The sequence below is a fragment of the Pseudoalteromonas arctica A 37-1-2 genome (genome assembly GCF_000238395.3).
In the GTDB taxonomy this organism is placed as follows: Bacteria; Pseudomonadota; Gammaproteobacteria; order Enterobacterales; family Alteromonadaceae; genus Pseudoalteromonas; species Pseudoalteromonas arctica.
In genome coordinates, this window is record NZ_CP011025.1 from 2,022,807 (window position 1) to 2,044,492 (window position 21,686).

The following is a 21,686-nucleotide window of genomic DNA, read 5'->3' on the forward strand; positions in this document are numbered from 1 at the left end:
TTATGAACACACAACGATTACAAAAAATACTGATTGCCAATCGTGGAGAAATTGCGTGCCGTGTAATGCGCAGCGCAAAACAAATGGGCTTAATCACGGTCGCGGTTTACTCTGATGCAGACAAACATGCTCGGCACGTAAAAATGGCTGACGAGGCTTACCATATTGGCGCTGCGCCAAGTAAAGACTCGTATTTAGTAGCAGACAAAATTTTACAAGTTGCCAAAGACTGCGGCGCTGATTGTATTCACCCAGGCTATGGTTTTTTATCTGAGAACAGCGAATTTGCTAGAGCCTGCGAAGCTAACAACATTGCGTTTGTAGGACCACCAGCAAGTAGCATTGAAGCAATGGGGTCTAAAACCCGCGCTAAAGAAATAATGGCAGCTGCTAATGTGCCATTAGTACCTGGTTATTATGGTGATAAACAAGACCCTGCTTTTTTACAAAGTGAAGCTGAAAAAATTGGCTACCCTGTACTAATTAAAGCCGCCTTTGGTGGCGGTGGTAAAGGTATGCGCGTTGTACAAAAAGCAAAAGACTTTATGAGCGCACTACAAGGTGCGCAACGTGAAGCCATTGCAGGTTTTGGTAACGATTTAGTATTGCTTGAGCGTTACGTAAACCAGCCTCGCCATGTTGAAGTGCAAGTATTTGCAGATAACCATGGCAACTGTGTTTATTTAGGCGATCGTGATTGTTCTTTGCAACGCCGTCATCAAAAAGTAATTGAAGAAGCCCCTGCTCCGGGTTTATCTGACGAGCTACGCAAAGAAATGGGCGAAGCAGCTGTACGTTGTGCACTGGCTATAAATTATAGAGGCGCAGGTACGGTTGAGTTTTTACTGTGTAGCGATGAATTTTTCTTTATGGAAATGAATACGCGCCTTCAAGTAGAACACCCAGTGACCGAAATGGTAACCGGTGTAGATTTAGTCAATTGGCAAATTAATATTGCGGGTGGGCAAACATTGCCACTGACACAAAGTGATATTCAATTGCAGGGTCATAGCTTTGAAGCGCGTATATACGCAGAAGATCCAGCTAACGACTTTATCCCGTGCTCAGGCACTATTGAAGCACTACATACACCGCTTAACAGCGAATTTGTACGCATTGATACAGGCATTGCACAAGGCGACGAAATTAGCCCGTTTTACGATCCGATGATTGCAAAACTTATTGTGCACGACGACAATCGCGAACAAGCACTGAGCCGTTTACAACACGCCCTTGAGCAATTTCATTTAGCGGGTTTTAGCACTAACATTGGCTTTTTACATAACTTAGCAAGCCACCCTACGTTTAAACAAGGTGCGCCAAGTACACACTTTATTGCAGAGCAAGGCGACTCGTTAGTTGCGGTTGATAAATCGTTATTACAAGCAAGCCAACTTATTGGTGCTTTTGCATATTTAGAATCGTTAACTAACACCCAAAATGCGCCAAACAGTGCAAGCCCTTGGCAACAACTAAGCGGTTTCACACTCAATGCTCCGCAAGCAATTAAAATCCCTTTTGCTGATTTACAGCTAAGCGCTATAAAAACCACAGCGGGCTATAGTATTACGCATAACGAGCATGTATTTAACCTACAAGGCACATTAAATAGTGGTCTTTGCAGTGTATTTATTAACGGCGAAAAACATAGCGCGCACGTAACTACGGTAAGTAATAATACTGTTGGCAATAATACCGTGAGCAATATTGTCACTGTGATGAATAAAGCACTGCAAACTAAGCTTGAACTAGTTGATAAACATTATATTAGTTCGCACGAAAGCGAAGCTCTGCCACTTGCCGCGCCACTTAATGGCACGGTAGTTAAGCACTTAATCGACATTGGTAGCACAATTACCAAAGGTGATGCGGTTGTTATTATTGAAGCCATGAAAATGGAATACACGCTTAACGCACCGCATGACGGCATTTTAAAAAGCTATTGTTTTGGTGAAGGTGAATTGGTAACGCATGGTGCTCTGCTTGCTATAGTAGAAGATACAACAGAGGAAGGTGCATAATGAGTGCCTTTCCAAGTAAAGTACGTATTGTTGAAGTTGGCGCGCGAGACGGCCTACAAAACGAAAAAACAGTAAGCACAGCCGATAAAGTAGCACTTATTAACGCCCTAAGTGCTGCAGGCTTAAAAGATATTGAAGCTGGTGCGTTTGTCTCCCCTAAATGGGTGCCACAAATGGCAGACTCAGCTGATGTAATATCAGCGCTAGATTTACCTGACGTAAATTTAAGTGCCCTTACACCTAACTTAAAAGGTGCACAAGCAGCGCATGCTGTTGGCATTAAAGAGTTTGCTATATTTACCGCTGCGAGTGAGTCGTTTTGTCAAAAAAACATAAACTGCTCAATAGAGCAAAGTATTGAACGCTTTAGCGAAGTAATGGCGTTTACTAAAGCGAATAATATCCGCGTACGTGGTTATGTAAGCTGTGTGCTAGGTTGCCCTTATGAGGGTGAAATTGACCCACAAGCAGTACTAAGTGTATCGCAAAAGCTAATAGATTTAGGATGTTACGAAGTAAGCCTTGGCGATACCATTGGTGTTGGCACCGCTAAAAAAGTAACGCAATTAATCGAGTTACTTTTAACGCACATTGATAAAACCAAGTTGGCCGTGCATTTTCATGATACATACGGCCAAGCGCTTACAAATATTTACGCAGCCTTAAGCCTAGGTATTGCAACGGTTGACGCGGCAGTTGCAGGCCTTGGTGGCTGTCCTTATGCTAAGGGTGCGTCAGGAAATGTTGCCACCGAAGATGTAGTTTACTTGCTGCAAGGGCTTGGCATTGAGCACGGAATTGATTTACAAAGGTTAAGTGACGCTGGATGGGAGATAACCAAAGCACTTGGTAAGCAACCTGTGAGCAAAGTATCTGTGGCACTACACACAAAATAACCTGAGCTCTGGATAATAAATCTATCTCGAGCAGCTATTTTCAGCACTAACTGCGTTGAATTTACTTGCAATAGGCCAGCTATTTACGCGTAAATTCGCCTTGTTTTCACTGAAAATCTCTGGCTAGAGAAAATAAATTTAAATATCACCCTGATTCATATGTTAGTAAATCTATTAACCAGAGTTCAGGTTAAATAGCTATCTTATGAAATGATGATTCAAGATAGTTAACAACAAATAGCACACAATGAGGAGAGACTCATGGCCGGTTTTGATAAGGTAGTTTATAGCTACGAAGCTGCAATGGAAGGATTAAAAGACGGCGATACTATTATTGCCGGAGGTTTTGGTTTATGTGGTATTCCAGAGGGTTTAATTAAACAAATTAAGCACATGCAAACAAAAGACTTAACCGTGGTATCTAATAACTGTGGTGTTGATGACTTTGGTTTAGGTATTTTATTACAAGACAAACAAATTAAAAAAGTAGTTGCCTCGTACGTTGGCGAAAACGCCCTATTCGAGCAGCAGTTATTAAGTGGCGAAATTGATGTAGAGCTTACACCTCAAGGCACACTTGCTGAAAAAATGCGAGCTGGTGGCGCGGGTATACCTGCGTTTTACACCGCTACCGGTTACGGTACTCCTGTGGCTGAAGGCAAAGACGTAAAAGAATTTAATGGTCGCCCGTATATTTTAGAAGAGTCTATAACAGGTGAATTTGCCATAGTAAAAGCATGGAAAGCCGATCGATACGGTAATTTAGTGTTTAGACACACCGCCATGAACTTTAATCCAATGGCAGCAACGGCTGGTAAAATTACCGTTGCCGAAGTAGAAGAAATTGTAGAGCCGGGCGAGCTTGAACCAAGCCAAATTCATACCCCGGGTATTTTTGTAAATCGCGTTATTAAAGGCAACTTTGAAAAACGCATTGAACGTGTAACAACACGAGATTAAGCAGGAGCATAATTATGGCATTATCACGTGAACAAGTTGCAATGCGCGTTGCACAAGAACTTCAAGACGGTTACTACGTAAATTTGGGCATAGGAATTCCGACACTCGTCGCAAACTATGTACCGGATGATATTGAAGTTATGTTACAGTCCGAAAATGGCCTTTTAGGCATGGGCCCGTACCCTACTAAAGCAGAGCTAGACGCCGATATGATTAACGCGGGTAAAGAAACCGTGACAGCAGCTAAAGGTGCAGCCATATTTAATAGTGCAGATAGTTTTGCCATGATACGGGGTGGTCATGTAGACTTAACCGTTCTGGGTGCATTTGAAGTTGACCAGAACGGCAACATCGCATCGTGGATGATCCCTAAAAAGCTGATTAAAGGCATGGGTGGCGCGATGGATTTAGTCGCTGGCGCGAAAAATATTATTGTTACTATGACCCATGCAAGTAAGCATGGTGACTCTAAACTATTAGAGGCCTGCTCTTTACCGCTTACTGGCGTTAATTGCGTTAAAAAAATAGTGACAGATTTAGCCGTACTAGAAGTTAAAGACGGCGCATTTCATTTATTAGAACGCGCTCCGGGCGTAACTGTTGATGAAATCATTAGTAAAACAGCAGGTAAATTACTTGTTGACGGTGAAGTACCAGAAATGGTTTTTTAGGCTTTAGCTTAAAATAACGCTTTACCCTGTACCGACCTCATTCCCAGTGCCAATGGCGCTGAGTTACCCAAAATCCCTCTCACGAGGGATTTTTTTTATCTTTTGCCATTATTTTTACCGTCATTCATACATCTGTAGTAAATTTTATCTATAATACAAATATAAATTAAATGTAAGCGCTTAGATTCTTTGCACTATTTTGTGGATAGTCTGCACCCTTTTTGTGAACTAGCGTTAAATTTATTTTTAACCTACTGATATTTAAATATTAAATAGTTGGTTCAAATTTTGCCTAAGTAAGGCGTCTCAATAAATTAAATAATTCTGGAAAACATGCAAACTCCTATTCGTGGCCTTCGCTCTTTTTGCTTTGCCGCAAGAAGCCTAAGTTTTAAGCATGCAGCTAATGAGCTGTACTTAACGCCGTCTGCGGTAAGCCATCAAATAAAACAACTTGAAGAACAACTTGGTATTGAACTTTTTCAACGTAAAACGCGTTCAATTAGCTTAACCACAGCGGGTAAAAACTTTTTTGATGCAGTGTCTCCTATCATCACAATGTTAGAGGGCACCATTAACGAGTTTAGTCAGATGCAGCAAAATACAAATTTGACAATTACGTTGCCTGAGTTTTTTGCCAGCGAGCTACTCATGCCTAAATTAAGTGAGTGGACGTCAGAGCACCCTAATATAAACCTGCAAATGGACACGCTTAAAACACGCAAAGAGTTAACGCGTCATAGCGATTTATCTATTGTATTGTCCTCTGGTAAACCTACAGAAGGATTAGCAACAGAGTTGTTTAACCTTGAATATATTCCTGCATGTAATAAAAAATTGCTCGATCAATGGAAAGACGATCATCGTCAAGCGCTTAACCAAGTTCCGCTGATCCTCCACAAAGCTCGCCCTTGGGCATGGCACCAGTGGGCCGAAAAAGCGGGTATTGATGACTTTTCTCCTTCGCAGATTATTCAAATAGATAGCATGTTTGGTGTAGCGCGTGCAGCGCAGCAAGGCATGGGCATTGCGCTTATTCCACTGCCTATTAGTCAAAGCTGGTTAGATGAGCAATGGCTTTATAAATTATTCGAGCAGCCTTTAACAACTAAAGATAAATACTATTTAGTACAGCACGAATCAAGCACGCTTAATCACCCGCTTGATTTATTTGCGAAGTGGGTTGTAAATACGTTTAGAAAAATCCAAGAATAATCCCCTATTAGACGAGTTCATTAATAGAACCCACTCTGTGTTTTATTACTGAACTCGTCTAATACCAACCTGCATAAATCTTTGATCAATTTAACGAATTAAATTGCACTATTACGTCGTTAAAAATTTTTTATTTAGAACAACTAGATACAAAAATTTTTGCCTAGTTCTAGCGTAATTTTCTTAACGTTAAATAGACCCCATATATAAGAAGATTGGTATAACTCCCTGCAAATTTGAATAATATTTTTTATTTAAATACATAAACTTAACGCCGAGCGTTAGACTAAAGTCTATAGTTTAATTTTTTTCACTCATTGGTTTCATTTTTATCGTTTGTCGAAAATAAAGTTAAATATTAAAGTTACTTCATCAGCTCAAAACAACTTAGTTAATTTGTTTTTTAAGAGCAATAAATGCAACCTTTTGAGTTTTAGTAACTCAAACTTAGCAGTGAAAAGAATCTTATATTGTGTGTGTAAGATGTTGTCAGTGTGAAAAAGCGGTTCAAGTTAGGTGGTGACTTGGCTTGAACTGTTTTTATTCTTGGCTCAACCACATGATATGCATTACAAAGCTACTAAAGCGTAGCAAACCGAATCTTTATATTGTGTGTGAAGATGTTGTCAGTGTGAAAAAGCGGTTCAAGTTAGGTGGTGACTTGGCTTGAACTGTTTTTATTTTTGGCACAAACCACATGATATGCATTACCAGGCTACTAAAGCGTAGCAAACAGAATCTTTATATTGTGTGTGAAGATGTTGTCAGTGTGAAAAAGCGGTTCAAGTTAGGTGGTGACTTGGCTTGAACTGTTTTTATTCTTGGCTCAACCACATGATATGCATTACAAGGCTACGTAAGCGTAGTAAACAGAATCTTTATATTGTGTGTGAAGATGTTGTCAGTGTGAAAAGCGGTTCAAGTTAGGTGGTGACTTGGCTTGGACTGTTTTTATTATTAAGCACATACATAATATAGTTATATACTGGTTAATACCTTTTAAAAAGCCCCGTAAGTTATAACTTACGGGGCTTTTTTAGTTAATTTTTTATTTGATACTCTTTTTTTAATTTACTTATTTGCACTTTATGTGAAAGCAAGAATGTATCAAATTTCTTAACTACCTCAGGGTAGTCAATCGACGATAATAAAAAGGCTTGTAAATCTGTCGGCAATTCGTTTTGAAAATAAACGGGTCGGGTTAATTTGAAATATTTAACAATATTATAGTTTAATACATCGTTAGATATGTAAATACACTCCACTCGCTCTTTTAAAAGCATCTCTATTAATTCCATTACGTTAGCGGTTTCAATTAGCTCAACGTTTTTGTTATTCATTAAAGGTTTAAAGCTTTTAGACGTAAACCCTCTCACCGTTGCAAAACTAACGCATTCATCAATAGTGATATTTTTATTTAAACTCGCAATACCCGTTTTAGTCACAACGGTTGGCTGCGAATAAATAATTTCATTTAAATCACCAAAGGAAGCTTTATAACTTGGTTTCCATTGAGGGTTATCTGGATATTTAAAATCAACATGATGGTGATCAATGAATTCTTTATAAAGACGATTAATTGGCAGCGTGTAAAACTCAAATTCAAAATCGTGCTGCTGTGCAAATAAAGTGAGCAACTCTTCACTGAAGCCATAATAGTCAGCACCATTTGTTCCACTACCATCAAAGTAAGGTAGATACTCTATATTCTCTACGCCGACGACATAGTGGGTTGCCGACTTAGCATCGGTAATAAAAATTAATAAAGCTAAAGGCAAATACATTAACTGCGTCGTTATTTTTATAAATTGATTCATTTACAACCTAAGTAATATTATTGATGTGTAGCTCAACGCTTTAATTTTAACAAATTTGCAAAGAATATGATAAATCTATTTTATTTTATGCAAAAAAAAGCCTGATTAAAATCAGGCTTTACAAAGTAAAAGGTTTAGCTTTTATCTCTTGGTACAAAATCGAGTACTGTTGCGTTTATACAGTAGCGGTCTGTGCCTCTAGGGCCTTCTCCTGGGAATAAATGACCAAGATGAATACCTGTACTTTTAGAACGAAGCTCAATACGTGTTATTCCCCAACTGCTATCGTCATGCTGCGTTACACTACTTTTTACTGGGTGCTTAAACGACAACCAACCAGTACCGGAGTTAAACCTATCGCTTGTATCAAATAGTGGCTCTCCACTTAATTTATCAACAAAAGTACCATCAGGTGTATTTTTAAACTCTTTGTACTCTTTACAATAAGGTCTATCTGTTCGTGCATCGAATGCAACTTTATAAGCATCACTGTTACCTAATTTAAAAGCGCCTAATGCTTTATAAAACTCTTCAGGTGTTGCATAGCCTTGACGGCCATATACCTCAACGCCATTTTCTAGAAACAAAATAGTCGGCGTTGCCCACGTGGCTGACTTAATAGTTAAATCATTAAGTTGGTCAGCATGACGAAATGTCATAGGTATTGTGCCTTTGTAATCATTTGCGACTGCTTTTTTAAATTTTTCACAGTACGGGCAGTAATCACGAGAATCAAGTACCACTATTTGCTTACCTGCGAGCAAAGCACTATTGTCTGCTTTTTCTACGGGTGTTTTATTAAAAACTACGCCTGTAGAATGATCGGGGCAATAGCCATTAGGGTTCTTTTCTAGATAATTTTGGTGATATTCTTCTGCCGATACAAAACCTGTAAGCGGTTTAATAACCGTTTCGATTTTGCCGTAGCTCGCATCAGTTAAAAGCTGCTGATATTGCGATTTAACTTGCTCAGCTACTTTAGCTTGTGCATCAGTAGTCGTTAATACAATTGAACGATATTGCGTACCGATGTCGTTACCTTGGCGATTTTTTTGCGTAGGATCGTGACTTTCAAAATAGTTTTTTAAGAGTTCTTCTGCTGAAATTATATTGCTGTTATACATAACTTGCACAACTTCAGCATAATTGTCCTCGTCAAAACGACGAGACTGATCAGTAATATTTCTGTACGTTGCTTTAAACCCATTACCGTCAGCATAACCCGACTCAGCATCAATAACGCCATTAAGCGCTTCGTAGCGTTTTTCTGCTCCCCAAAAACAACCAGACCCCAGTACAATGGTTTCTACATGCATGGTGGCTTCTACAGTACTGTGTTCTACCTTTTCCATAGATAAAGCAAAGCTGCCTGCGCTAAATATAATAGCAGCGCCTGATAAATATAATAAATGCTGGTGTTTCATAAAGTACCTCATAAACAAGTGCGTGCTAATTAAGACCTCCTTATCTTAATTTTCATTTCAACCTAATTACTTATTTAGTACGAAATGTATTAAGTTTTAGTCCTCAATAAGTTAAATACGATTAATTGAATATAAAAACACTCTTAAAGTAAGCTGGGTAAATAAACACTAAACATAACCACTTAGTCGCAATGGTGTAAATAAATTAATAAAACTGTGTTACGTTTAAATTATGTTGTACAAATAGGTTTATTTAATGAAGCCAGCTCCCCATATTTATGCATTAACAAACAGTAGTTTACTACTTGATGCATCGCATTTAGACGCTACAGATAGACTCTCTATTCAAAAGAAAATTTGGGCTTTAACCAGCCACTGTAAATGCACTGATGAATTTACCGATTTGGTGCCGGCCATGAACTCGCTCACTCTCTATTTAAAATCAGGTAAACACTTAAATAAGTGGTTACAAGTGCTACCTTCGCTGTGGAATGATATTAAAACGAGTACTTTTAAGGGGCAGCATCACTTAATCGAAACCATATACAAGGGGGAGGATATTAATTACGTGGCTCGTTATCATAATTTAAGCGCTGATGAGGTTATTAATATTCATATTAAAACCAAGTACCACGTTTTATTTTTAGGCTTTCAGCCCGGTTTTGCTTACCTACATGGCTTAGATGAGCAATTACATACGCCAAGGCGTGATGAGCCACGCATTAAAGTTCCTAAAGGCTCTGTTGCGATAGGTGCTGAACAAACCGGAATTTACCCCGCAGATACCCCTGGTGGTTGGCATATAATAGGTCATACAGATACTGCTTTGTTTGATTCGACCTCGGAGCAACCTTGTTTAATTCAACCAGGCGATACGCTTGAATTTGTTCCGCTAGTTAATAAAGGAGCAACTCATGATTAAAGTACTTAAAAGTGGTGTATTACTTACAATTCAAGATTTTGGCCGTGATGGCTACCGCCATCTAGGTGTAAGCAAAGCGGGCAGCTTAGACCCCTTTGCACAAATAATTGCTAATAGATTACTTAACAATAACGACAATGATGCCGTTTTAGAAATAACTGTTGGTCTGTGCGAGCTGGAATTCACCTGCGACACAGTAATTGCGCTTCATGGTGCAGATTTGCAAGCAACCCTTGATGGACAAGCAATTTACCCTGGTTGGACATACACAGTAAAAAACAAACAAGTACTGAGCTTTGCTACTGGTAGAGCTGGATTAAGAGCTTATTTAGCAGTGAAAGGCGGTATACAAAACACTCAGGTTATGGGCTCTAAATCTACAGATTTAAACGCATGTTTTGGTGGTATTGAAGGTAGAGCTCTCGCCACTGGTGATGAAATACCTATTACTCCTTATTATGGAGAGTTTATAAAAGTAGGCGCAATTGCTCCCGCCCAGCGCAAGCTTATACGACTGCACCCAAGTCCTCATGCTAATTTATTAGGCGAGCCTTTACTTAACAACTTTGTATCTACCGCATTTAAAGTTAGTAGTAACAGCAACCGAATGGGCGTAAGGCTTGAGCATAAAAATAATTTGGTACATTCGCACTCTTTGCCATCACTAGGGGTGAGTCCTGGGAGTATTCAACTGCCACCAAGTGGAGAGCCTATTGTGCTACTTAACGATGGTCAAACAACCGGGGGTTACCCTCTTTTAGGGACTGTAATTGAAGCCGACTTACATCAATTTGCACAATTTAGACCTTTAGATACTGTTGAATTTAAATATGTAACGTTTGAAGAAGCAGCAAAGGCGAAGCAGAAACTTGACGGGCATCTACATCAATTTAGCCTTGCACTTAAAAATAACCTATAAAATATTCTAGAATCAACACGTCCTAGATTTAAAAAATAGGTACCATGTAATAAAGGTTCAAATTCCGACGGCCGTTACCTTACTCGCCGTTAATATTATTTTAATGTATAGCTTGGTGTTTAATGACTAAATCAACTTCTACTATGCCGTGTGTATTAATAACTGGCTTTGCTCCTTTTGGTGGCGAAGCTATCAATCCTTCTTGGCAAGCAGTGCAAAAACTTGATGAAACTATCATCATGAAACACAAAATATGCACACTAGAACTTGCCTGTGAATTTAATACGTCTATCAGTCAGCTTATAAACGCCATTGAGTCGCACAATCCGGCGGTTGTTTTATGTATAGGCCAAGCTGGTGGGCGCAGCGAAATATCAATTGAGCGTATTGCAATAAACGTTGACGATGCACGCATTAAAGACAATGCAGGTAAGCAGCCTATCGATACACTAATAGAAAAAAATGGCCCTGATGCCTATTTCACAAACTTACCCATAAAGCGCATGTTACAAGCATTGCACAACAGCAATATACCTGCTGCCATTTCCAATACAGCAGGTACGTATGTGTGTAATCACGTTATGTATGGTCTTATGCATTACATAAATGATCACTGCGCTGTAATGAAAGGTGGCTTTGTGCATATTCCTTATTTACCAAGCCAAGCTGTGCACCACAATGGCGCACCAAGCATGAGCGAAGAAACCGTTATTAATGCCCTGAGAGTTATGATTGCACAAGCTTTAAACAATAATAGCGACGTAAAAATAGCAGCAGGAACTACGCATTAACCACTTTGGTGCAATTACATCTAGCTTGGTGCATAAATTATTCTTAATTAATTGTAAAAGCTATGTGACTTGAGTAATTTTTTCTGATAAAACAAGGTTTCGCAGCACAGCAAATTGGCTCTGCTGCACACATAATAGGAATGAGGAGTTACTATGTGTTCAATTTTTGGGGTATTAGATATTAAATCTGATCCCACTCAATTGCGTACCCAAGCAATTGAAATGTCAAAGCTGCTTAGACACCGTGGCCCAGATTGGTCTGGTGTATATGCATCTGAAAAAGCTATTTTAGTGCATGAGCGTTTAGCTATTGTTGGTGTATCAAGCGGTGCACAGCCTTTATACAATCCTGAAAAAACAAATATTTTAGCGGTTAACGGTGAGATTTATAATCATAAAGAACTTGCAGCAGAGTTAGACGTTGATTTTACTTTTCAAACTCAATCAGACTGTGAAGTTATTTTAGCGCTGTATAAACAAAAAGGGCCTGACTTTTTAGATGACCTAAATGGCATTTTTGCATTTTGTTTATACGACGAAGAAAATGACGCCTACTTAATTGGCCGTGACCATATTGGTATTATCCCGCTTTACACCGGTCACGACGAGCACGGTAACTTTTACGTTGCTTCTGAGCTAAAAGCACTTTCTCCAATTTGTAAGCATATTGAAGAATTTCCACCAGGGCATTACCTGTACAGCAAAGATGGCAAAATGACGCCTTATTACAAACGTGATTGGGAAACATTTGATGCAGTTAAAGATAACAGCGCAGAAGCGCAAGACGTTAAAGATGCATTAGAAGCGGCCGTTAAACGCCAATTAATGTGTGACGTGCCTTACGGTGTATTACTTTCTGGTGGTTTAGACTCATCGGTTATCTCTGCTATTACCCAGCGCTTTGCTGCAAAACGTATTGAAGATAACGACGAAAGCGATGCATGGTGGCCTAAGCTGCATTCTTTTTCAGTAGGTCTTGAAGGCTCACCTGATTTAGCGGCTGCACAAAAAGTAGCTGACATGATTGGTACTATTCACCACCCTATCATTTTTACCATTCAAGAAGGTATTGATGCATTACGTGAAGTGATTTACCACATAGAAACCTACGACGTAACAACAATTCGTGCCTCTACACCTATGTACCTAATGGCTCGCCAAATTAAAGCAATGGGCATTAAAATGGTGTTATCTGGCGAAGGTGCTGATGAGCTATTTGGTGGTTACTTATACTTCCATAAAGCCCCTAACGCACAAGAGTTTCATGAAGAGCTAAACCGTAAAGTATCAAAACTGCATATGTTTGACTGTTTACGTGCTAATAAATCAATGGCGGCATGGGGCGTAGAAGCACGTGTACCGTTTCTTGATAAAGAATTTGTTGATGTTGCTATGCGTATCAACCCTGAAGCTAAAATGTGTAAAGATGGAAAAATTGAAAAACACATTTTACGTGAAGGCTTTGAAGGTTACTTACCTGATGAAGTGCTATGGCGTCAAAAAGAGCAGTTTTCAGATGGTGTTGGTTACAGCTGGATTGATACGTTAAAAGAGTTTGTAAACGAGCAAGTGAGCGATCAAGAGCTTGCAAATGCTAAATTTAAATACCCTATTAATACGCCAGATTCAAAAGAAGCTTACTACTACCGTACTATTTTTGAATCGCACTTCCCTGGTGATGCATCAGCTAAATGTGTACCTCATGGTAAGTCGGTAGCGTGTTCGACTCCTGAAGCACTTGCATGGGACGCATCGTTCCAAAACAATGCTGATCCATCAGGTCGTGCTGCTGGCGTTCATAACGACGCATATGCAAGCAAAGGTTAATACTCTTTGTTTAGCGAAGCGTAAGCCTAAATGGCTTACGCTTCGCTTTATAGAGCTCATTTCCACCGAATCTGTTTTTTATAGCCCTGCACATAACTTAAAAGGCTCAAGTGCTTTAATTGTTATTTATAAAAATGGGTTAACTTCAAAAACAATGCAATATATTGCATCACAATCAACTTACCCTGCTACCGTATTTTTAAATCAAAATGAGATAACTAAACGCCATTGTAAAATTCGCTGGTTTAATCAAACGAGTGAAATTAAACGCTGTGGACATGGTACTTTAGCAGCCGCTAATTTTTTAATAGACCATTTTGGTTATTGTCCTGAAGTATTTACTTCAATGAGTAATGAGCGCTTTACTATAAGAGTAAAAAAACAACGCGCTCAACTGTTACTAAAAAGCATAGAGCCTAAAAAAAGCGAGTTAGCTGAAGGTGAGTTAAAAAGTGTGTTTTCAGTAGCAATAAAAGCAGCCTACACTACCGCTGATAAAAACGGTTATACGGTTGTATTATTTAATAAAGAATTTATTAAAGAATTCGATAAATCAGTTAAAAAAGACGATTTAAAAAGCGTACACGTTGATTTTAAAGCTTTGTGTGCACTCCACAAAAATGCAGTAATTGCCCTTAGTATAAAAAATAAAGACAAAAAAAATGCCATAGCGCATTTTAGATACTTTGCACCCCAGTTTGGTGTAAATGAAGACAGTGCTACAGGCTCTGCGGTATCTGTTATTGCCCCCCTGCTATTTAGACTACACGGTTTAAATAAAGCTATGCTTGTACAGCAGTCAAATAGTGGCGCATTGCTAAACTATGAGTTTAACAATGCTAAAGTTGTCATTTACTAAACATAACTTAAGTAATGCTTAAAGCGGTCTTAATAAACACAGGGCAAAATAGTTACTATCGTCTTGCCATGTTTGCTCTAACTTTAAATTAGCTTGCGCTGCAAGCTGCTTAAACGACTCAAGCGTGTACTTATGAGAGTTTTCTGTATGGATACTTTCGCCTTCTATAAAGTCTATTTGCTGATCATTTATAATCACGCTTTGAGTACGATTACTTACTAAATGCATTTCGATACGGCTATGTTGCTCGTTAAAGCGTGACTCGTGGCTAAAGTTATCTATATTAAATGTGCCGTTTAGCTCGTTATTAATACGTTGTAGTAAATTTTTATTAAAAGCAGCGGTAACTCCCGCTTTATCGTTATATGCATCAAGTAACACTTGGCGCTCTTTTACTAAATCAACCCCAATTAATACATAACCATTTACACCGCATAAGCGATGGAAATTATTCATAATTTCTATGGCTTTAACTGGGGCAAAATTACCAAGAGTAGAGCCCGGAAAGTACACCAAATTAGTTTGACTGTCTAAAGCGGTGTCTTTGGTTAGCTGTTTGACCATTTGGCTATGTGTAAAGTCTCCTAATAATGGCGAAATTGCCAAATCTGGAAATAACGGCGACAAATGTGCAAGTGAATAACTGAGCATCTCCTCAGATATTTCAAACGGTACAAAGGTTTTAACGTTTGCCATATGCGCTAATAAATAGGCTACCTTTTTACCCGAGCCACAGCCGGGCTCTATAATAGAGAGGTTTTCAGGTAGCATTTGAGCAATCGACTTTGAGTGTTGCTCTAATATAGAAAGCTCAGTACGTGTAACATAATACTCTTGTAAGGTTGTTATTTGCTCAAATAATGCAGCACCTTTATCATCATAAAAATATTTACACGGAAGCGTTTTTTGTTGTTGAGTTAATCCGCTTATCACGTCGTTTAGAAATTCAGTGTCGGTTATGTTGCTTTGCTTAATCGCTGTTACTTGGCTCATACTATATCCTTAGCTAGTCTTATCCCGCTGCACATCCACGCTTGATGCGGGTAATAAAAATTACGGTATGTTTGTCGTAAATGGTTTTGAGGGGTAAACACACACCCACCACGTAACACCATTTGGTTATTCATAAATTTACCATTGTATTCCCCTGCTATTCCTTCAATAGGCTTAAAACCGGGGTATGGTAAATATGCACTGTTCGTCCATTGCCAACACGAATCAGTTAACTGATTTATTTCAGTATCACTCTTTGCTTGCTGAGGTGTTAGGTAGTGATTATTAATCTCTGTTGAAGGTGTATTTTTAGCTGCATATTCCCATTCGAACTCTGTAGGCAAGCGAGCCTTTACAAAATTAGCATAGGCACTGGCCTCAAAATAACTAACATGACAGATCGGGGCATTTAAATTGAGAGGCTCTAATCCATAGTGTGTAAACTCAAACCACTCGTTATCTATACAATGCCAATATAATGGTTGCGTTAGAGCGTTGTTTTGTATATTTGCCCAACCGTCACTTAACCAATACTGTGGATTTCTGTATCCACCTGCATTTATAAAGTCTAAATATTCACCATTGGTGACCAACCTATTAGCAAAGTTAAATGAATGAATTAATACTTGGTGTTTGGGGCGCTCGTTATCATATGCAAATTCATCGTCGGCATTTGTACCTATATTAATAATGCCTTGCTCAAAATTTATAAAATTGAGAGGCTTAATATCTGCTGATTTGTTTTGGCTGTTTAAAGGCGATGTTTTATATTGCGGAAATAACGGATTTACTGAAAAGTTATATTTGATGTCCATAAGCATTAGTTCTTGATGCTGTTGCTCGTGGTGTAACCCAAGTTCAATAATATCTTTAATTTGTGGACTAACTTCAGTTTTAAGTAATTCAACCACACAGCTATCTACATGCTCTCTATAAGCTAAAACTTCATCTAAACTAGGTCTAGATAAACTACCTCGGTTTGCCCGTTTAAATTGCTCTCCAATCCCATTGTAGTAAGAATTAAAAAGCATTCTATAGTGAGAGTTAAACACAGTGTACTGTTTACAGTAAACACTAAGTAAAAACGTTTCAAAAAACCACGTGGTGTGCGCTAAATGCCATTTGCTTGGGCTGGCATCTGCCATAGCTTGTAATTGGCAATCTTCTACAGTGAGTGGTTCAATAATAGCCAGGCTTTCGCCTCTAACGCTGTAAAAGCGTTTAACAAGTTCGTTTTGATTGGTATTGTTTAAAGCGCATTCACGCATAATAGTATTAATCCTTTGCCTATCTATTTATAAAATATAGCTTAGTGTTGTGTTAAATCATATTCATATTACAACTTGATTAAAGATGCTTATCAGCTTATAAATTTATACTAGCCCTGAAGGGAAATTTGCTCTTTACTGCTCAGCTTTTAATTATTCTCACGTGTATGTAAGCATGTAGAATAACGCAGATTTGAAACAGCACCGTTAGGTTACAAACTTAGGATCGATTAAATCGCTCCTAAATAGAACAAATTTCAATCCTAAAAGGTCAACAAGCCCTAGTATTTAAGCATTAATTAAGTTGCTTAAAAGTGATCTTTTTTTACTTAACTAAGTAAATTAATACTTTTAATAGCAAACTAAATTTTAACGTTCACTGAATTTACAATTTTAGGGCTTTTTAAATAAAAGAATCATGAATTTGGCTATATAAACAGCGTTTTAAATGCAAATTCATTTACATTTAATATTTAACTCATACACTACTAGCTGTATGATCACTCTTCAAATTAGTTAGTCTTCAAATAATTATGGTATTACATTTACTTAATATTTAAAGGCTAATGTAATTCGATATGACGCCGAATTTATTTTGGCTTGTTAGGACAACTAAAGAGGTATTGCATGAAGGAAAATCATGACAAATATAGTATTGACAGTACAGACTACACTGTAGGTCAAGACAACGTACAAAAATGGGGGCTTGATATACATAACTCTGTTTTCGGCATAAGTGCCGGACTGATTGTCATTTTTTTAATCGCCATTCTTGTTACCGATCCACAAACGGCTAAATCTGCTCTTGATGGTATAAAAACAGATATTATCAATAACTTTGACGCCTTATTTATGTGGGCTGCTAATTTTTTCGTTGTTTTTTGTTTAGCGCTTATTGTTTCACCTTACGGTAACATTCGTTTAGGTGGTGATGATGCTAAACCGACTCATTCACGTATCTCATGGTTAGCTATGTTATTTGCTGCGGGAATGGGTATTGGCTTAATGTTTTGGGGCGTTGCTGAACCACTTGCTTATTATACAGGCTGGTTTGAAACACCACTGAATGTAACACCTAATACACCCGAGGCGGCAAAAGTAGCAATGGGTGCGACTATGTTTCACTGGGGCCTTCACCCTTGGGCTATTTATGCCGTTGTAGGGCTTTCGCTTGCATTTTTTACTTATAATAAAGGCTTGCCACTGTCTATTCGTTCTATCTTTTATCCTATTTTAGGTGATAGAGCATGGGGCTGGCCAGGTCACCTTATCGATATTTTAGCCGTGCTTGCAACCCTGTTTGGTCTTGCTACTTCTTTAGGACTTGGGGCACAGCAAGCTTCTGCAGGTATAGACCATGTATTTGGTACCTCAGGCGGAGTTGGTTCACAAATTTTAGTCATTATAGGTGTTTCACTTTTAGCTATTGTTTCAGTAATTCGAGGGATTGATGGCGGCGTTAAAGTACTTAGTAATGCCAATATGCTAATCGCCTTAGTTTTGCTTATCTTTGTTTTTTTAGTAGGCTTTGCTGTTTCTGTAGGTAATATCCCAACTACTGTTATGGGGTATATAGAAAATATTATTCCACTAAGTAATCCTCATGGTCGTGAAGATGAAACTTGGATGCACGGGTGGACTGTATCTTATTGGGCATGGTGGATTTCTTGGTCACCGTTCGTAGGTATGTTTATCGCGCGTGTATCACGTGGTCGTACAATTCGTGAATTCTTAATTGCGGTATTGCTTGTTCCTACTGCTGTTACTATTTTATGGATGTCTATATACGGCGGAATTGCAATTGATCAAGTAATCAACGGTGTAGGTGAACTAGGTGCTAACGGCCTAACTGAAGTACCTTTAGCTATGTTCCAAATGTTTGATGCATTACCTATGGCGAACATTTTATCATTTGTAGCAATTATTTTAGTATTGGTTTTCTTTATTACTTCATCGGACTCTGGTTCTTTGGTAATTGATTCAATCACTGCCGGTGGCAAAATTGATGCTCCAGTACCACAGCGTATTTTTTGGGCTGTGACTCAAGGTGCAGTAGCCGCTGCATTACTTTGGATAGGCGGGACTGAAGCGATTCAAGCACTTCAAGCTGGCTCTGTATCAGCAGGATTACCTTTCACTATTGTATTGTTATTTATGTGTTTAAGCTTAGTTTTAGGTTTACGAACTGAGCCTCGCTCAATTAAATAATACTTTGAGTAAGTAACACTTTTACTTAGTAACAAAAGCGCCGCAATTTTTGCGGCGTTTTTTTGTTTAACTATTTAAAATCATACCAATTCGCTTAATAAAGTGATCTATTTTGTGGCAGGAAAATCGTGTCGATAGTAAGGCAAAAATTTCGTTATTTAGTTATTCTAAATGAGAAATTTTTAACGCAGCTAGCGTCAGGTTTAACTCTAAAAACGATTAAAGTATCATTGCGTATTGGTATTATACCCACAACTCTGAAATTGGAGTATCTACACGGTAATGATGACTCAGTTGCGCTTGTAGAAGCTCGGCTGTAGCAAGCGCATCCGTTAAAGCATTATGGTTATTATATGGAGGTAATGAGTAACGCTCGCGGCAATCTGTTAATCTGAGCGATCCTAGTTTTGTGTTAAACAATCGACCTAATACTCCCTGCCTTGCTTTTAGTGCTCTTTTTTCTAGCTCCATTGTATCAACAAGTGCAAACTCAATACCTTCTTTAAGCCTAAGTAATAACGCATTATTTAAAAAATGGCGCTCTATTGCGGCGTAATGCACTACGACAACCTTACCACTTAGCGCTTCGAGTAAAGGTTCAATGATTCGATTAAAATCAGGAGCGTCGTCTACCTCAGAGTGCGTTATTCCATGAATTAAAATAGATTCTTCATGTAAGTTACGTCTTGGTTGAACAACCCAATGTCGACTGTGCTTACAATAAATACGCCTTAAATTAAAGGGTACTAACCCAACACTCACTATATCATCGTCTTGGCTATTTAAACCTGTAGTTTCAAAGTCCATTGCTACAAAAGGCACATCTTCTACAGCGGCTTTATCTTGGTTATAAGCACCTGCATAAAAGTGTTTTAGAAGTTTATTTTCGGTGTTGTTGGCAAGCTCGTTGTATCTAGTTTGCCAATCAACTGCTTTGTAATTACGCGGATTCATAGGCTACTTCACACCAGAATTTGCTGTGTAGCTAAATTTTAAATAGCTTTGTGCTTTTTCTAAAATAGCGAATGCCTCTTTCAAGTTTCGCTGTTCAAAAGGAGACAGTAAATGTGGGTCTAAGTCGTTATCAGGCTCTTCGCCCTTCTCTATTTGCCACGCTTGATGGCGAATTCGCATCATGGCAATATACTCAAGTGAATCACGTAAATCTTGCGCTTTACCCTGCGGTAATAGCTTAGCTTCAATAATATCTTCTAATCGCTCAAACGAGTTTTGTTTACGCGAACCAATAGCTAATGCGTGTACACGTATAACATCAGAAAGTGGTGCAGTACCTCTTCGTTTTAAGTTCATTGAACGCTTATGTTGGCCGTTATGCTCCATAACAAAGCCTTTAAAAAAGCCAAGAGGTGGTGTCCTATTTCGAGCATTTGCCGCCATATTTGCTAGAAATATACGATTCACTTTACTTTGTTTCGCTATAAATATTTTAAGCTCGTCGGCCCACTTGGTTTTGCCCCACACACCGTCTAAATCAAAAAATATAGAACTATTAAGCAGTGCTTGTGGTTTTGGCTGGGCTATCCAATCAGCAAATTGATCGAACCACTCTGAGCGAGTTTTACGCCATTTTTTAAACGACGCCATTATTTCGCCATCACAATAAGTGTAACCACACTGCGCTAAGCCATCACACACAAAATCGGCAATATTTTGAAAGTACGCGTTATGTTTTTCATCATCGTAACTGTCATCTAAAATTAGTGCGTTATCTTGATCAGTTACAATAAGTTGCTCGTCGCGAGCCATGGAGCCCAGTGCAATAAAACAATAAGGAACGGGAGGTGGACCAAACTTTTCCTCAGCTAATACCAGTAATCTTTGTTTAAATGTACGTCCGATAACGGCCATGGCAGTACCAATCATGTGTGAATTTGCATCTTCGTTAACCATACGGACAAATACATTGGGTAATTGGCGTGCATAATGCGCTAAATCCTCAATTGTTTGTTGAGCAAGTATGCCGCGTACAAGTAATAAGCTGCTTTGCGATTCGTAACGTAAAATATCAGAGAGGGAGATAACTCCTATAGGACGTCTTTTTTGTACTACGGGTAAATGATGGAGATTATCTCTGAGCATGGCCAGTACCGCTTCAAAAATATAGTCATTAGCATCTAAAAGCACTAAGTTAGTAGACATAATCTCTTTTGCTTGTGTGTTAAAATCAAGCCCTTTAGCCACTACTTTTGAGCGTAAATCCCTATCGGTTATTATGCCAACGACTTGTCCATCATCTTCCTCAGGATCGTCGTTTATTGGTTTATTTACATCGGTTACCAAAACTGACGATACCGCCTCTTCGGTCATTAATTTAGCGATATCTTGTATTGTAGATGTTGCATCTACGGTGACTACATCTCTGTGAATTAATGATTTTACTTTAGCTGTTGTAAGGTCATTGCCATCAGCTTGTTCAACAATAGCTTGATGTAAACGCACGTTACCATCTGTTTCAAAGTAATCAGCAAACGCATCAAACTCATCACAGTAACGATTAAATAGCTCAACATTTATACAATAAACTAACGTGTCTTCAAGAGCAGTTGCAGGAAAACGCACTTTACGGTTCATCAATAAACCCATTTGACCAAATATTCCTGCAATGGCCAAACGATTGTATAGCTCACCATTTCGGCGATACATTTCTACAGAACCACTTCTAATCACATACAAATCAGATATGTCTTGTCCAAAACTTAAAATGTCTGTTTTTGCTCTAAAATAAGCAACTTCTACTTGTTGAGCTAGCTCATTAAGCGCTTTTTGAGGTAAGTCATCAAAAGGAGGATGTTGTGCTAAAAATTGTGCGATTTCAACTTGTTCGGCTTGCATAAATCCCTTCCTGTATGCGCATTAAAATGACTAAATATGTTT

Annotated in this window: 17 protein-coding genes and 1 pseudogene; 12 read left to right on the forward strand and 6 right to left on the reverse strand. The window is 38.6% G+C overall.

All coding sequences use genetic code 11. The features are described from left to right. The first annotated feature begins 2 nt into the window (after positions 1-2). The 5 genes from PARC_RS09135 (at position 3) to PARC_RS09155 (ending at position 5,763) form a co-directional block, all read left to right on the forward strand. Positions 3-2,021 (forward strand): acetyl/propionyl/methylcrotonyl-CoA carboxylase subunit alpha, encoded by a 2,019-nt coding sequence (locus tag PARC_RS09135; RefSeq protein ID WP_010552842.1) that lies wholly within the window; start codon positions 3-5, stop codon positions 2,019-2,021. Then, on the forward strand, positions 2,021-2,917 hold the full coding sequence (locus PARC_RS09140) for a hydroxymethylglutaryl-CoA lyase (protein WP_010552843.1): 897 nt from the start codon (positions 2,021-2,023) through the stop codon (positions 2,915-2,917). Before PARC_RS09135 ends, PARC_RS09140 begins: the two co-directional genes overlap by 1 nt. A 261-nt stretch (positions 2,918-3,178) precedes the next feature. Further along, positions 3,179-3,877, forward strand: coding sequence for a CoA transferase subunit A (locus PARC_RS09145; RefSeq protein ID WP_021032050.1), 699 nt, complete (start codon positions 3,179-3,181; stop codon positions 3,875-3,877). Between the two features lie 14 nt (positions 3,878-3,891). Continuing rightward, on the forward strand, positions 3,892-4,548 hold the full coding sequence (locus tag PARC_RS09150) for a CoA transferase subunit B (RefSeq protein ID WP_007580251.1): 657 nt from the start codon (positions 3,892-3,894) through the stop codon (positions 4,546-4,548). Positions 4,549-4,881: 333 nt separating this feature from the next. Next, positions 4,882-5,763 carry a LysR family transcriptional regulator gene (locus PARC_RS09155; protein WP_010552845.1) on the forward strand — a complete coding sequence of 294 codons (882 nt, stop codon included), beginning with the start codon at positions 4,882-4,884 and terminating at the stop codon, positions 5,761-5,763. A gap of 1,040 nt (positions 5,764-6,803) precedes the next feature. Here PARC_RS09155 and PARC_RS09160 read toward each other — a convergent pair. Next, a complete protein-coding gene (locus tag PARC_RS09160; protein ID WP_010552846.1) occupies positions 6,804-7,580 on the reverse strand; it encodes a transporter substrate-binding domain-containing protein in 777 nt (258 codons plus the stop codon). Positions 7,581-7,714: 134 nt separating this feature from the next. After that, a complete protein-coding gene (msrA, locus tag PARC_RS09165) occupies positions 7,715-9,004 on the reverse strand; it encodes a peptide-methionine (S)-S-oxide reductase MsrA (RefSeq protein WP_010552847.1) in 1,290 nt (429 codons plus the stop codon). A gap of 256 nt (positions 9,005-9,260) precedes the next feature. Between msrA and pxpB the strand changes: the two genes are divergently transcribed. From pxpB to PARC_RS09195, 6 genes and pseudogenes are all read left to right on the forward strand, one after another. Then, positions 9,261-9,926 (forward strand): 5-oxoprolinase subunit PxpB, encoded by a 666-nt coding sequence (gene pxpB / locus PARC_RS09170; protein WP_010552848.1) that lies wholly within the window; start codon positions 9,261-9,263, stop codon positions 9,924-9,926. Then, positions 9,919-10,845 carry a 5-oxoprolinase subunit C family protein gene (locus PARC_RS09175; RefSeq protein WP_010552849.1) on the forward strand — a complete coding sequence of 309 codons (927 nt, stop codon included), beginning with the start codon at positions 9,919-9,921 and terminating at the stop codon, positions 10,843-10,845. Before pxpB ends, PARC_RS09175 begins: the two co-directional genes overlap by 8 nt. Before the next feature lie 19 nt (positions 10,846-10,864). Next, a pseudogene (locus PARC_RS21770) lies at positions 10,865-10,975 on the forward strand (5-oxoproline transporter, DUF979 family subunit); the annotation flags it as partial. Further along, complete coding sequence (gene pcp, locus PARC_RS09185; RefSeq protein ID WP_010552850.1) at positions 10,968-11,636, forward strand: pyroglutamyl-peptidase I; 669 nt, start codon at positions 10,968-10,970, stop codon at positions 11,634-11,636. The pseudogene PARC_RS21770 and the gene pcp, both read left to right, overlap by 8 nt. 153 nt (positions 11,637-11,789) lie before the next feature. Continuing rightward, entirely contained in the window at positions 11,790-13,463 is a 1,674-nt protein-coding gene (gene asnB / locus PARC_RS09190) for an asparagine synthase B (RefSeq protein WP_010552851.1), read from the forward strand. Beyond that, positions 13,447-14,322 carry a PhzF family phenazine biosynthesis protein gene (locus PARC_RS09195; protein ID WP_010552852.1) on the forward strand — a complete coding sequence of 292 codons (876 nt, stop codon included), beginning with the start codon at positions 13,447-13,449 and terminating at the stop codon, positions 14,320-14,322. The genes asnB and PARC_RS09195 overlap by 17 nt, the downstream gene beginning before the upstream one ends. Before the next feature lie 18 nt (positions 14,323-14,340). Here the strand turns inward: PARC_RS09195 and egtD are convergent, their stop codons facing one another. Beyond that, a complete protein-coding gene (gene egtD, locus PARC_RS09200) occupies positions 14,341-15,315 on the reverse strand; it encodes an L-histidine N(alpha)-methyltransferase (protein WP_010552853.1) in 975 nt (324 codons plus the stop codon). Further along, positions 15,312-16,583 carry an ergothioneine biosynthesis protein EgtB gene (gene egtB / locus PARC_RS09205; protein ID WP_010552854.1) on the reverse strand — a complete coding sequence of 424 codons (1,272 nt, stop codon included), beginning with the start codon at positions 16,581-16,583 and terminating at the stop codon, positions 15,312-15,314. The genes egtD and egtB overlap by 4 nt, the downstream gene beginning before the upstream one ends. 627 nt (positions 16,584-17,210) lie before the next feature. Here egtB and PARC_RS09210 point away from each other — a divergent pair. After that, positions 17,211-18,791, forward strand: coding sequence for a BCCT family transporter (locus PARC_RS09210; protein WP_007583074.1), 1,581 nt, complete (start codon positions 17,211-17,213; stop codon positions 18,789-18,791). A 243-nt stretch (positions 18,792-19,034) separates the two neighbouring features. Here the strand turns inward: PARC_RS09210 and PARC_RS09215 are convergent, their stop codons facing one another. Together PARC_RS09215 and PARC_RS09220 are read right to left on the reverse strand one after the other, a co-directional pair. After that, complete coding sequence (locus PARC_RS09215; protein WP_010552855.1) at positions 19,035-19,745, reverse strand: 3'-5' exonuclease; 711 nt, start codon at positions 19,743-19,745, stop codon at positions 19,035-19,037. Between the two features lie 3 nt (positions 19,746-19,748). Further along, positions 19,749-21,644 (reverse strand): DUF294 nucleotidyltransferase-like domain-containing protein, encoded by a 1,896-nt coding sequence (locus PARC_RS09220; protein WP_007583071.1) that lies wholly within the window; start codon positions 21,642-21,644, stop codon positions 19,749-19,751. Between the last annotated feature and the right edge of the window lie 42 nt (positions 21,645-21,686).